At 44.8% G+C, this 13,790-nt stretch carries 10 protein-coding genes; 5 read left to right on the plus strand and 5 right to left on the minus strand.

Annotation, left to right across the window (positions count from 1 at the left end; genetic code table 11):
• Positions 1 to 267 precede the first annotated feature (267 nt).
• Together lamB and OCV12_RS18720 are read left to right on the plus strand one after the other, a co-directional pair.
• On the plus strand, positions 268 to 1,491 hold the full coding sequence (lamB, locus tag OCV12_RS18715; protein ID WP_261886874.1) for a maltoporin LamB: 1,224 nt from the start codon (positions 268 to 270) through the stop codon (positions 1,489 to 1,491).
• A gap of 165 nt (positions 1,492 to 1,656) precedes the next feature.
• Positions 1,657 to 2,484 carry a MalM family protein gene (locus OCV12_RS18720; RefSeq protein ID WP_176679228.1) on the plus strand — a complete coding sequence of 276 codons (828 nt, stop codon included), beginning with the start codon at positions 1,657 to 1,659 and terminating at the stop codon, positions 2,482 to 2,484.
• A 566-nt stretch (positions 2,485 to 3,050) separates the two neighbouring features.
• On the opposite strand, the gene pulA is transcribed toward OCV12_RS18720, so the two are convergent.
• Together pulA and OCV12_RS18730 are read right to left on the minus strand one after the other, a co-directional pair.
• Positions 3,051 to 6,698, minus strand: coding sequence for a pullulanase-type alpha-1,6-glucosidase (gene pulA, locus OCV12_RS18725; RefSeq protein ID WP_261887144.1), 3,648 nt, complete (start codon positions 6,696 to 6,698; stop codon positions 3,051 to 3,053).
• A 405-nt stretch (positions 6,699 to 7,103) separates the two neighbouring features.
• Positions 7,104 to 8,876, minus strand: coding sequence for an alpha-amylase family protein (locus tag OCV12_RS18730; protein ID WP_261886875.1), 1,773 nt, complete (start codon positions 8,874 to 8,876; stop codon positions 7,104 to 7,106).
• A gap of 158 nt (positions 8,877 to 9,034) precedes the next feature.
• Between OCV12_RS18730 and OCV12_RS18735 the strand changes: the two genes are divergently transcribed.
• Complete coding sequence (locus tag OCV12_RS18735; RefSeq protein WP_261886876.1) at positions 9,035 to 9,424, plus strand: DUF1294 domain-containing protein; 390 nt, start codon at positions 9,035 to 9,037, stop codon at positions 9,422 to 9,424.
• 54 nt (positions 9,425 to 9,478) lie between these two features.
• Here the strand turns inward: OCV12_RS18735 and OCV12_RS18740 are convergent, their stop codons facing one another.
• The gene (locus OCV12_RS18740; protein ID WP_261886877.1) at positions 9,479 to 10,063 is read right to left on the minus strand and encodes a LysE family translocator; all 585 of its coding nucleotides are present in this window, start codon (positions 10,061 to 10,063) and stop codon (positions 9,479 to 9,481) included.
• A gap of 141 nt (positions 10,064 to 10,204) precedes the next feature.
• On the opposite strand from OCV12_RS18740, the gene OCV12_RS18745 reads away from it, so the two are divergent.
• The gene (locus OCV12_RS18745) at positions 10,205 to 10,645 is read left to right on the plus strand and encodes an Lrp/AsnC family transcriptional regulator (RefSeq protein WP_009845852.1); all 441 of its coding nucleotides are present in this window, start codon (positions 10,205 to 10,207) and stop codon (positions 10,643 to 10,645) included.
• Between the two features lie 26 nt (positions 10,646 to 10,671).
• Entirely contained in the window at positions 10,672 to 11,601 is a 930-nt protein-coding gene (locus OCV12_RS18750; protein ID WP_004732134.1) for a LysR family transcriptional regulator, read from the plus strand.
• A gap of 155 nt (positions 11,602 to 11,756) precedes the next feature.
• Here OCV12_RS18750 and OCV12_RS18755 read toward each other — a convergent pair whose 3' ends face one another.
• On the minus strand, positions 11,757 to 12,818 hold the full coding sequence (locus OCV12_RS18755) for a c-type cytochrome (RefSeq protein WP_261886878.1): 1,062 nt from the start codon (positions 12,816 to 12,818) through the stop codon (positions 11,757 to 11,759).
• Between the two features lie 9 nt (positions 12,819 to 12,827).
• Complete coding sequence (locus OCV12_RS18760) at positions 12,828 to 13,469, minus strand: c-type cytochrome (RefSeq protein WP_261886879.1); 642 nt, start codon at positions 13,467 to 13,469, stop codon at positions 12,828 to 12,830.
• Positions 13,470 to 13,790: the final 321 nt, after the last annotated feature.

Raw genomic sequence — 13,790 nt, forward strand, 5'->3', positions numbered from 1 at the left:
CTGAGTGCTGTCTACTCCTCCTAGATTAAGTGATCTACCTCTTTAAAACACCGTTCTGTATATTTTCTACTCCCCTCTAGTCCCCCTTAATTTAGTTAGGGGTGGAGGAAGTCAAACTTGTCATCCCCTCTTAATATTGACCCCGTTGAAACGAATCAGGGGAAACCCTAAACCTCTCTATCTTACGACTACCATTACTGCCTTTGGTTGCCGCAAGAGAGCAAAAATATAAAAACCTAAAATAAATCGTCCTTAATGGAGTTAAGAATGAAAAAAGTAAGTTTGATTGCTGCTGCAGTGGCGACTACGCTAGCTGCTGGCTCTGCGTTCGCTGTTGACTTTAACGGTTACATGCGTGCTGGTACTGGTATCAGCGGTAACGGTAATGGTGATGTATCAGTTAACAAAAACGGTATTGGTCGTCTAGGTAACGAAAATGACAACTACTCTGAGTTTGGTTTAGCTGAAGAACTAAAAACGGGTGAGCAAACGTGGCGCGTTGAGTCAATGATTGCTTCTGGTGCACCAGGCGCAAATGGTTGGGAAGATTCTGATTTTAACGTTGCTCAGTTCGCAGTTAAAGCGAAAGGCGTTCTATCTTTCGACCAAGAAGCGACTCTTTGGGCTGGTAAAACATACTACCAACGTAAAGACATCCACATTACTGACTTCTACTACCTAAATACATCTGGTACTGGTGGTGGTGTTGAAAACATTTCTATTGGCGACCAAAAACTATCTGTTGCATTGATTCAAGATGGCGACACTGATGATTCAACTGGTTACATCTTTGATGCTCGTCTAGCGAACATCGGTCTTTGGCAAGATGCTTCTCTAGAGTTTGCTCTAGCGTACAACTTCGCAACTGATTCAGATGACGCAAGCGAGTCTGCTGACGACGGCCTACTAGCTTCTGCGATTTTACACCAAGGAACTAGCAACGGTTTCCACCAAACAGTACTTCAGTACGGTACTAACGGCTACGGCGTACAAGCTGCAAACTTCTGGGGTTCTGGTTCTTACTACGCACGTGGTACTGAAACATTCAACGAAGCATCTGGTTTCCGTTTAATTAACTGGGGTGTAATGAACCTTGGCGAATCTTGGGAAATGGGTCACCAACTAGCTTACCTAGCGGGTAGCGATATTGGTGGTGCAGACAAAGATGGTAACTACACAAACAAGACTTTCGATATCGACCAGTACTCTGCTGTAGTTCGTCCAATGTACAAGTGGAACGACACTATGCGTACAGTATTTGAAGCTGGCTACAACGCTGGTGAGCGAATTGCTGAAGGTGGTCTAGCGACTGAAGATTTCGGTAACGCTAAATTCACAGTAGCTCAAGCTTGGGCTATGGGTGACAGCTTCTGGGCTCGTCCTGAAATCCGCGTTTACGGTTCTTACATCCTAGATACTGAAAACAAAGAAGCATTCAATGGCGACGATACAGAATATGTATTCGGTATCCAAGCTGAAGCTTGGTGGTAAACACCTAGCGTAACAAATCCTAAACTGTCCTAATTCATAGCCGGCTCGCGTCGGCTATTTTTTTAAGGAATGTACGATTAAGTTGATCGTTCCCTAGGTGAATAGTTCTCTTTGTGGTAATTAAAGTTAGTAAATTTCTTAAAAAAATAACAAGAAGGAAGGGTTATGTATTTTAAAGCTCTAATGTTGAGTGGCTGTGTTGCGTTGGCCGGTTGTCAATCTGCACAAGTAGTTGAGCAAGTGCAAGTGGCACAGGCTGAACAAGTTAACTCTATTGCTGGTCTTCAATTTGCCCCGATGAAGCTTCCAAGCTCGGCAATTTTTGATGTAACACCAGACAGTCAAATTTTAAACTATCAGGGTATAAACAGCCCTGTAGTAGCGATCGAACTACCAGCGGATCGTGGTGAATACTCTATTAAGATCACTAGCATGATCGGTGAGACTGCATTTGTTCCTAATGCGGTTATCTATGATAAGAACGGTCGTGAGTTGGAGCGTTACGGTAAAGACAGCTTTGAATACGCTAAGCCTAGGTTGCATTTGGGCAACCGTCTTGTTGCAGAAAATGATTTCTACCCACCGACAACTGCTGAGTCTGTGTATTTAGTCATCTATACAGAGCAAGAAGATCTTGGTGGTTTTACTGATGTAATTCACCCTGCACGTCTAGATGCGGAAGGCCGTGGTAACTATTTGCCAGAAGTAGAAGACATTCCAGTTCCAAATGCGAATGTCGGTAAGATAGAAGTAACGATTGATAGAGTGGGCTTCTTCTCATTTGGCTCTAGCAGTGAATCTAACGCTAAACCAGCGGCGGCAGCTAAGGTTGAGACAATTCAACCAGAAACACAAACTTACTACCATAATGCTATTCAGGCAGCAGTAGACGCAGACAATATTCCAAAAGCACTTAGCTTATTAGATGAAGCAAAAGCATTGGGTATTGAAGGCGCACAAGAAGTTTTTGTAAAAGCCGTCAATAAAAAGTAGTCGACGAGTTTGTAAATACCGATTGATATAAAGAGAAGGGCTCCTAACTAGGAGCCTTTTTTATTGCCGGTAATAAACTAAAAGCAATACTCATATTCAAAGAATACTTGAATATAAATAACCACAGACTTACACATAATAACCAATGCTAATATAAATTCGCGTAATTCGTTATTTATGGTTTTTATTTACTTCTAGTTAAAATACTCTCGTCTATTTTATTTCCCTCAAACATTTTAATACGAACTCTATTGACGTATCACCATTTCATCTACTGACCTAAGCTCGGCTTCCTAAATTTTACGTGCACTGGAATGAGACGTTCACATGCACTCGTTATACTTTCTACTAAGAAGTAAGAAGTAAGAAGTAAGAAGTAAGAAGTAAGAAGTAAGAAGTAAGGTGGTTCATTTATCTCTTAACATTGGAGTTAATGGAGGCAATGGAATGATGTGGTGTATTTGGAATGGTGTTTGTTGAGCACAAAAAAAGGGAGACTGACGTCCCCCAAAGGCTAGCTTTCGCTGGTTTTTATTATCTGTTACTTCGCTTCGATACTTTAAGCTTTACTGCTTAGTGACCGAAACAACTGGACCATCTACTTCTTCATCCAACTCGTGAATCGCATTCAGAGTGAATGTGTAGCTACCAGCTTCTGTTACGCTTAGTTGGCAGTTACCATCAGTACCTAGGTCGATTGAACCATCAGCAAGTTCAACGGAATCACAACCAAAGTTAGGTGATTCCCAATCAGCATCAGCAAACTTGAAGCCATAGTTACCCGCTTCTAAGTTGCCTGTTACAGAGTAAACCCCATTAGCAATAAAGCTCATAGCCCAATCATCAACAGGATTCCATCCATTCATGTCACCACGAACGTAAACTGTTGTTTGGCCGTATGGTGGAATACTAGACACATCCTTATCTGAGTTATCTACCGGCAAACCAGCACCTTGTGCACCGCTTTGTGCTTGCACGAACACAGCGGTGGTTAGTGCAGGTACCGTGAAGGTTTCAGTAGCAAAGCTTGCGTCTTTAACGGTGTCGTCAGCTGAGTTTTGTTGAACTGTGTGAAGTGTAAAGTCTGTCGCTCCTGTGATTTTGAACGATTGAGTTTCATTGGTTGAGTTTACAACTGCGACAATCGCATCGTTCTCTGGATCGAGGTCTGTACCTGCGGATACACCATCATCGATAGACATGACAATCAGGCCTTCGACTTGGTCTTCGCCAACGTTATGGAAATCGACTCGTTTCATGACTTCGTCAGCTGTATCTAAGCGGAACAGTTCACTTGAGCTACGGATCTTTAATAGCTCAAGGAATTGCTGCTTAGTTAACTCAATGTCGTCTGCGTCTGGTTTCGCCGTTGGGTCAGCAATGATAGTTTTGATCAGATCCCAGTTTGCACCGTCTTTGTCTTCACGAGGTAAGCCGACATTCCAGTTGTTATCAGTACCATCAAACATTACGCGGTTGTACCAGTCACCAGAATCGTAAGAATCGCGCTGCATCGACTTAGAACGAAGCAGTTCAGAACCCATGTGGATGAAAGGTATACCTTGGCCTAACATCACGGTAGAAAGCGATACAGATTGCATGCGAGCACGCTTTGCAGAGCTAGTACCTGCGGCGATTTTGTAAGCGTTGTTATCCCAAAGTGTTTGGTTATCGTGTTTTGAAACGTAAGATATGTTCTCTGAAGGCATCTTGGTGTAACCAGCCGGTGCACCGTTGTAGTCGACGTTTTTACCCAGTTTTGTATCGCCTTTGTAATCAATCAGCACGTATTCTGCGAGGTTACCCGCCATGCCTAAGCGGACAAGGTCTTGGTTGTGTAAACGACCGTTGATAGATTCTTGATCGACTTTGGTTTCATCGTTAGCAATCGCAGCGTTACCGAAGCCTTGGTTGAAGCGAAGTGGGTGATTACCTTCTGAATCGACGCCACCATCAAACGGGCTACCGCCACGAACTGCGTCACGCAAGCGGTCAGAGAAGGTGCCGATTTCTGTACCTGCCATGTTGACTTGGTTTGCTTGGTCGAAGCGTGCGTTGTTTGCTACCTCGCCAAAATCCCAACCTTCACCGTAGAACAGTGTGTTTTCGTCGATTTTGCGTACTTCAGCAAGAGCTTCTACCATCACGTCTTTCGGCTGGTGGCCCATTAAGTCAAAACGGAAACCATCCACTTTATAGTCGTCAGCCCATACCTTAAGTGAGTCGACCATCAATTTACCCATCATCAGGTTTTCGGTCGCGGTGTTGTCACAACATGTTGAGTTCTCTACGCCACCTGTGTTGACGTTAAGACGGTGGTAGTACCCAGGGACAATCTTATCCAATACTGACTTATCGTTTACGCCAGACGCGTTGGTGTGGTTGTATACCACGTCCATGATCAGCTTAAGATCCATGTCGTGTGTGGCTTTTACCATTTGACGGAACTCTAGAATACGCTTCGAACCGTTAGGATCTGTCGCGTAGCTCCCCTCTGGAACTGTGTAGTGGAATGGGTCGTAGCCCCAGTTGAAACTGTCAAGCATGCGCAGGTCGTTCATTAGCGCTTGGGCATCGCCTGTAGAAGGGTCATAACCATCGAGTACATCCTCGATGACCTTATTTTCGTCTTCGTTTCCACACAAGGCGGCAGCAGGTTTTACATTACATAGCTTACCAACGGTGTCCGTAATATCGACACGGCTCGCTTCATCTTCATCGACGGTAGCGATATCAAATGCCGGTAAGATATGCAGTGTCGTTAAGCCTGCTTCTTGCAGAGCTTGTAGGTGTTTGACCGACTCACGCTCTGCTTCTGTGAGAGCGAGGTATTTTCCATTTAGGTTTGCTGTACCTAGCTTGTCGCTGAAACTAAAGTCACGAAGGTGAGATTCGTAAAGTACATGATCTTCGTCTTTCTCTACGGTTGGTCGTTCGTAGTCGTCCCAGTTCGCCGGTTTCAAGGTTGAATCATTCAGGTCAATCACTTGAGAGTATGCTGAGTTCTTTGACAAACTGAGAGAGTATGGGTCTGTCACAAGGCGAGTTTCGATATTGCCTGTGGTTGGGTGATAAACCTTCACTTGGTAACGGTAGTAACTGTTCACTGCATTAGACACGGCATCAGTCGCCCAAATGCCTGTCTCAGTGTTTTCCGTCATCGGGATTACTTGTGAACTTAGCAGATCATCACTGTACAGTACGAGTTCTACATCTTGCGCTGTTGGTGCCCAAAGTTTGAAGGTAGCCGCACTGCCTTCAACAATCGCACCTAGTTCTTCAGCCATCGCATTACCAGCATCTTCACTGGCAAATACCGCATCAAGCACACCCGGCTTTTGAACCTCAGTTGAAGAGGTAACGTCGCCATTTGAGTTGTAGGCAACAAGAATTATCTGAGACTTCAAAATGGTGCGCAGTGTTGTGTCATCAACATCAATTGCCACTGCTGGTAAGCTTGCTAGGTGTCGGAAACGTTCTTTTAATTCAGAAGATAGTTCTCCGTCTTTGCTTAGTTCAATTGCAGTTCCGCCGACAATCTCTTTGTCATCGTTCATTGTGATGCTGTTGTCTAGTGCATAGAAGAGCTTCACAGAGTCTGCATTGCTAGCCGCTTCCCAACCAATTGTGGTTGCATCTAGCCAGTGTGCTTTTTGGCCATCAATATTGACTGGTCGCTCTGAAATAGGGTCGTAGTACAACTCACTGCTGCCATGGAAACCGAATACGCCTTGTGAATCGCCAAGCTTAGTTAACTCGACTTTTGAGTTAGCACTGCCAAATGCTTTCTCATCACCATTGTGCAAGATGAAGTTCATGCATTTGTGTGGGTCAGAGGCATCTGGGTCAACTTTCAACACATAATAGGCGCCGTAAGTATCGCTAATGCCGTCGTATTCGTAAGGGCTGTTCCAGTCGGTTCCGGTTTCACTTAATCCCATGCCGACTAAATCTGTGCTGGTACAGCCTTCACCATTCCAAAGGTGCAGCCCCCAACCGTCGTAAGTTGAGCCAGATGAGCTTGCAGCGGCAACATCGCGTTTGTAGTAAATAACGACTTCGTTTTCAGCTGCAGGGTATAAACCACTGTTGCCAGGGTCTGTACCGTTGTCGCTCTCATTATCACTACCACAACCCGCGATCAAAGTAGCGGTGAAGAGCGGTAACATTGCTTTGGCCAATGTAGAGCGTTTGAAGCTCTTCTTTTTGGTGATGTTGAAGGTATTTCGTAGAGAGATAATTTTATTAATATTTATGTTTTTCACGTTTTAATATCCATATTTCACTTTTTATGAAGATGAATATCCTAGTCTTAACGATGGTCAACTATTTGTGATGGCTATGTATAAAGTTATTTTTAATGTGTAAAAATAGGAAACCTAGTGTCAATATCACGCTTTGTATTTGGTTTGAGTTAAATTAATTGGATCAATAACTCATATGTTTAATATCAATAGGCGAAGGCGTAGAGGATGGGAGTAGATAATAAGGATGAGAGCTCATCCTTATTAATGTGAGGAAGGTATCGAATTGAGGTGACGTTAATTTAACGTGGGAATTAAGTTATTTGTCAATTAATTAAAACTCAGATTGTTTGGGAATTAATAATGATAAATATCCTATACAGATAAGGGGAATACCCAAACCAACGAAGCCAGTGGCTTTAGTTCAAGACTAAAACTGCCAATACTTTTATCAACTTTTAATACCTGTTGTTGAATGCCTTCAATATGTTCATCTAACAAGTAACTGTCATCAGCGATTGTGAGTACTTGTATAACATCACTTGGAACGGTTAAGTGAATATTCTCGGTGACATGTTGGCTGAAATTCGCAGCAACTATGGTCAGTTCTTGGTCGTCATAGCGCAGAAATGCGTAAACCGAATCACTCAAATTATTGCGCTGGTGTAAGTCTAGGTACTGCCCCGTCATTGAAGAGTGCTCAAGCGAAAAGTTCATTACCTTCTGATAGAAATGACGTAGTTGTTTTTCGTTATCGTCTAATAGCCCACCATCAAATGCACCTTGGTTCATCCATTTTTGGTGCTGTGGGACGCCGATGTAGTCAAAAATTGATGTACGCGAGGGTTGTCCAAAGCCTGCGTTCTCCGCGCCCGGTTCGCCGACTTCTTGTCCGAAGTAAATCATGGTTGGCGAACTGCTTAATAAGGCGCTGACTAACATTGCAGGCTTAGCAATATTAGGATTGCCAACAAACTCTGGAGAAGCGATACGTTGTTCATCGTGGTTATCCAAGAAGTGCATCATGTGATGTTCAATATCCATCATCTGATGTTGGATTTCGGGGATGATAGCCGTTGAACCTTTGTCTTGCATGATGTCTTTAAGTCCATCGTATAGATCCACTTTATCGTATAGATAATCCATTTTTCCGAGATGTATGTAGTCACGGTACAAGTTTGGTTGGTATACCTCTGCCATCAAAAAGGCACTGGGATTTTTCATCTTTATTGATGAGTTGAGGTAGCTCCAAAACTCAACAGGCACCATTTCAGCCATGTCGTACCGGAAACCATCAACGCCTTTGTCTAACCAGAACAAGGTGATGTCTCGGAACTTAATCCAAGAGCTAGGCACATCGACAGACTCCCAGAAATGGTAGTGTTCAAGGTAGTCGCGTTGAGCATAGTCGTTCGGTAACTCTGGGAAGTCCTTTGAACCATCAGGGCGGACACCGTAATTTATCTTCGCAGTTTCATACCAATCGTTGAAATCAGGCTTAGCCAAGCGTGAGCCGTTGCCTGTCCATTTGGCGGGCTTTTCGATAAACGGAGAGCGAAGGTTTGGGTGTTGTTCACCACCAAGCGGGGTAAAGGTGGGCTCCATATCTGGCAGTTCAAAGGCACTATTATGGATGTAGTAAAAGTTGTTATCTCGATGGTATTCGAGTGTTGTGTCATCTTCAGCCCCAAAGTCACTGACGCCTTGTGGGTTATTTAGCCCCTCATAATGGCGCGCAACGTGATTAGGGACGATATCGATGATCACCTTTAAGCCGTTGTCGTGGCTTCTTTTGATTAATGCCTCAAACTCTTCCTGACGGAGTTCTGGGTTTTCGGCGAGATCTGGGTTTACGGAATAGTAATCTTTGACGGCATAAGGTGATCCTGCACGGCCTTTTACCACGCACGGGTGATCGTCTGAAATACCAAGGTGCTTGTAATCATTGATGAGCGCATGATGCGGCACTCCGGTATACCAAATGTGAGTTATTCCGAGTTTACGAATTTCCGACAGCGCTTTATCTGTAAAATCACTGAACTTGCCGACGCCATTTTGTTCGATTGTGCCCCATGGAACATGCTGGGTGTTTTTATTGCCAAATAAACGCGTAAAAACTTGGTAGATGGCGTACTTTTGGTTGTACATATTTATAATTCCTTTAACTTCCATCATGTTATGTAGGGATGAAAGGGCTTGTTTGTTACTTGGCAGGCTAACTGAATTACAATATGCCTTACTCATCCTTATCAAAATCTACAGGGCGTAATTGCTACAGTATGTGAGCTATTACCCAAAAGGAGTTGATGTTGTCTTCATCTATTCAAATCGCTATCACCTATCTGGTTATGGTTGCGGTGTCTGCGTTGTTTGCGGAAAGTTCGAAAGCGCTGTTGGTGTGGTATCTGGTTATCGGATTGGTGACGTTTTTTGTGTACGCGAAAGACAAGCGAGCGGCGATCAATGGCAATTGGCGCGTGCCTGAGAAAACCTTGCACATTTTTTCTGTCGCTGGTGGTTGGTTGGGGGCTTTGATCGCGCAAGATAAGCTGCGTCATAAAACGCAAAAGCAACCGTTCAGAGCGATTTATTGGCTGACGGTGGCAATAAATATAGCAGTGTTTATATGGACGTTAACGCCGAGCGGGCAGGCGATATTTGGCCGTTGGGTTAGTGAAGTTATTGGGTTTCTTTAACGACAATGATGGCTAGTAACTGTGTACTAACCATCAATAGCTATAGTGAGTTGATTAGAGCATCGGAATTGTCGACGCTAGCAGTAAGCCCGCCATGCCGTAATTAAAGCTTTTGATGCGTACTGGTGTTGTTAGCCAGTGTTGCAGTTGCTTGCCTGCTGCCGTCCAGAATGTCACGGATGGTAAGTTAGCTAGCGTGAAAATGGCAGCGATGATTGCAAGTTCCCACCACGAGCTGCCGCTGCTATAAACGGAAATCGCCGTCAGTGCCATCGACCAACCTTTCGGGTTCACCCATTGAAAACTTGCCGCGCCGAGAAAGGTCATCGGCTTATACGCTTCGGTACTTTTGGCTTTGCCGCTCAATGCTATCTTGACCGCTAGGTAGACGAGGTAAGCAAGGCTCAGGTATTTCAAGACTTGGTGCGTCACTGGGTACGCGTTGAAAATCCCCATTAAGCCGAAGCCAACCAACAGCAACATGGCTGCAAACCCTAGAGCAATACCAAGCATGTGTGGAATGGTACGGGCAAAGCCAACATTCGCACCTGATGTCATGAGCATGATGTTATTTGGACCCGGCGTGAAGGTCGAGACAAACGCAAACAAGGCAAGTGCGCTAAGTTGTTCTAAAGGCATAATGGTTCTCCAGCAATAAAATGAACGAAGTGACTGACCGGTCATGACTTTCACGTGTTGAGAAACATAGTAGGTGGAAAGTGAGGCAATTATGTGCTTTTATTTCCTCCATTATCACTAAATGCACAATAATAAGTACCTATGGATAGATTTGACGAAAGGATATTGCAAGAGCTTAAATTGGACGGCAGAATCTCCAACATTGAGCTTTCAGAACGAATTGGTTTGTCGGCTTCAGCGACCTTGAGACGAGTACAAGATCTTGAGCGCAAAGGCATCATCCAAGGTTACCGCGCGGTTCTCGATAATGGCTTGATGGGCGTGGGTTTTATTGCCTACGTTTCGATTGGCTTATCGAGCCACAGCAAAGCGGCTCAGTTGGAATTTGAACAACACGTCAGCATGGAAAAAGAGGTGGTGGAATGCCACAACATTACCGGTGCTAACGAGTACTTGTTGAGAGTCGAAACCAAAGATCTGCCGGGCTATAAGAAGTTTCATGCCGATGTGCTTGGAGAATGTGCTCAGGTTCAATCCATAACGACTATGGTTGTGATGGATACCCCTAAAGATGAACGCTAATCGAGTTTTATTGCAGGAGAGGCGCAGTGCCCAATACTAATCAGTTGTTATTGTTCTTAGATGTGGTTCAACAAGGGTCGTTTACCAAAGCGGCAACCTTGCATGATATGGACAATTCATCACTGTCTAAACAGATCAAAAAGCTTGAGCAAGACTTAGGTGTTCAGCTGCTTAACCGCTCTACGCGCTCGTTTTCGTTGACGTCGGCAGGGGAAGATATTCTCGCGCAAACCTATGTGTTGAAAGACACCATCAATCAGATCCAAGGCATTGCTGATTCATACCAGTCTGAACCCAAAGGTGTACTTCGAATTACGTCCCCCATCTATTTTGGTCAGCAATATCTGCAACCTATCATCACTCAATTCATGAGAAAGTACCCGGATGTTCAGATCGTACTTTCATTAGACGATAAGATCGCCAATATTATTGCGGGGCAGTTTGATATCGCATTTCGCTTCAGTAAGCTCGTTGAATCGAATTTGATTGCGAAGAAGATTGCTGACAGTAACTTCATGCTGGTCGCGTCGAATGATTTTGTGAAGCAGCACGGTGAACCTAAGACACCACAAGATTTGTTAGCTTTGCCTGCGGTGATTTATACCAATGGCGATATGACGGTTGATCATCTGCGTATCAGTGAAGAACCGCATGGCAACACTTTCCAAAGCCTGACGATTCGTGGCAACTATAAGGTGAGTGATGTTCGCACCATGGTGTCTTGCGTGAAAGATGGTTTGGGTTATGGCTTCCTTGATCAATCCAACCTGTACGCCTCAATGAAAGAGCTTGGCTTAGTCACTTTGCTACCGGATTACCCGATTTCTACAATCGATACCGCGATTTATGCTGTCTATCCACACCGCAAGCAGACCAAGTTGGTCAAAGAATTCATCACTACGGTTCAAGACTATATTGGCTCTCCAACCATTTGGGAGAAGATGCAGCAAGGTTAGCTGTTTCTCTGCCATATCAAATCAAAAAAGGAGCCAGAACGTCATACGACCTGGCTCCTTTTTACTTTCCGGTAGTCACTAATTTACAATGTAAAGCTTAGCTATAGCTGGTGTGAGCAGCTCTTTTCTCGAAAGGAGTGACTCTTTAATTAAAGTTAGTGGTTGTGAATCACTGCTTTGCCACTCGGATAAGCTTTTGTACCTAGCACGTGGCCATTAACTTCCTTACCGTAGTAGCCTTGGTGGTTGTGATAGCGTTCTGCATTAGCAGCCACATCGCCCTTGTATCTCGGATCTTGTGGGCGTTCATGGCTGTTGACGAAAGCGGCCACATCCCATGCATCTTGGATGGAAAGCTGTTGGCTCTTTCCAAGCGGCATGTTTTCGTAAATAAAGTAAGCCGCTGTGTTTACGCGGTGCATACCTGCGCCCCAGTTGAACGAGTTCTCGCCCCAAAGTGGTGGTAGGTATGAGCGACCATCAGCCCCTTTAATGCCTTCGCCATTTTGACCATGACACGTTTGGCAGCTGGTTTGGTAAACCTTCTCACCACGCGAGATCGAAGGTTCTTGTTCAGGGTTAGCAATCTTAGGATAGCCACGACCTGCCAACTTGCTACGATCATCAATTGGGTATTTGCTTAGCAGCTCTTCAGGAAGAGGGAAGCTTTCCGCTTTACCACCGATTTGTAAATCGGCATCGCTGATCTCAGGTACGGGTGTATCTTGCATACCGTTCTTATCTAAGATGCCACCCATCGCCAACCAGTATGAATAAGCCGTGAGCGCGACCATCTCTTTTGAGCCAACGGCTGGTGGCAAGCCATTCATTGAGTAAGTGAAACAGCCTTGGATACGTTCTGCGTAGCTGTTTACCTTGTCATTTTTCTTACGGTAAGCTGGGTAGGCCATGTAAGCTCCCCAAAGAGGTGCTGCGTTTGCTTTCATGCCTGCTTGCATGTGGCAGTTGACACAGTTTTGCTCGTTACCGACGTACTCGCCGCGCATCTGCTGTGAGTCAACAAACAGCGAATAGCCCAGTTTGACTTTGTCGCCAAATTCTCCTGCAGGAATATCAACCAAGTCTCGTGGCACCAGATATTTATTATCTTGAGGTTTCTCAACAGCGGGCAGTTCGGTTTGGCGATCGGGCAACTCACCTTCGGCGTAAGCGATTCCAGAGGTAAGGGTTGCGGTAATTAAAAGTAATGTTTTCATGCGAGCCCTTTAGTATCGGAAAGATGCGAAGTAGTAAGACAGGTTTTTGATTTCATCGTCGGTCAACTTGCCAGCGATGTTGCCCATCATGTTCAAATCATCACCCTTACGAGTGCCGTTTTTCCATGCGTTGAGTTGAGTTTGAATGTAGTCGGCGTGCTGGCTCGCTAGGCGTGGAAATTTGTCTACACCCATACCACTTGGCCCATGACAGGTTGCACAAGCCGGAATGTTTCGGTCCCAATCGCCTTGGAATACCAGCTTGCGATACGGGTTATCGATATCAGCCTGTGAGCCGCGTTGTTCTAAATCAGTGAATTCATAAGAAGGCAGTGAAGCGAAGTATTCGGCAACCTCACGACGAATTGCAGGATCAGACACACCATCCGCCATGCCCTTCATGATCGCGCTTTGACGCTCACCACGAGAGAATAGAACCAGTTGATGTTCTAGGTAGTCAGCATTAAGCCCAGCAAGCATCGGGGCGATGTTAGGCATCCCTTTTCCGTCGGCTTGGTGGCATCCGCTACAGGTTTCTGCGGCTTCTGGCATTGGATTAGGCGCTGCTTGTGCAAAACCGGATAAAGAAAGGCTTCCCAGAGCAGCGATGCAAAGCGTTAGAGTTTGAGTTTTTATGTTCAGCTTAATCATGAGGCGTCGCTATTGGTTATAGTGCACGCATTTTCGACATAATTGGTTGCTCGCGCTATTGTGGATTTCCACATTAATTCACTTGGAACTTGAGGTAAGTCTCACATTAATAACCTCAGTCACCATGATGGTATTTATGTGAATTTCGATAGGCGAATCTGATTGCCGTTAACGAAATGCAAGGGAACTGCCATGTTCGCCTCGGTGTAACTGCTTGTTAAGGCTCTTTTATGGCACCGATTGTATAAGCATAGCCGCTTTATGGTTGCTAGCTAAAAAAGTTGTGGTGAAGAGAAGAAAAGAGAAGTGAAGAATCTTTGG

Source organism: Vibrio pomeroyi (assembly GCF_024347595.1).
GTDB lineage: Bacteria > Pseudomonadota > Gammaproteobacteria > Enterobacterales > Vibrionaceae > Vibrio > Vibrio pomeroyi.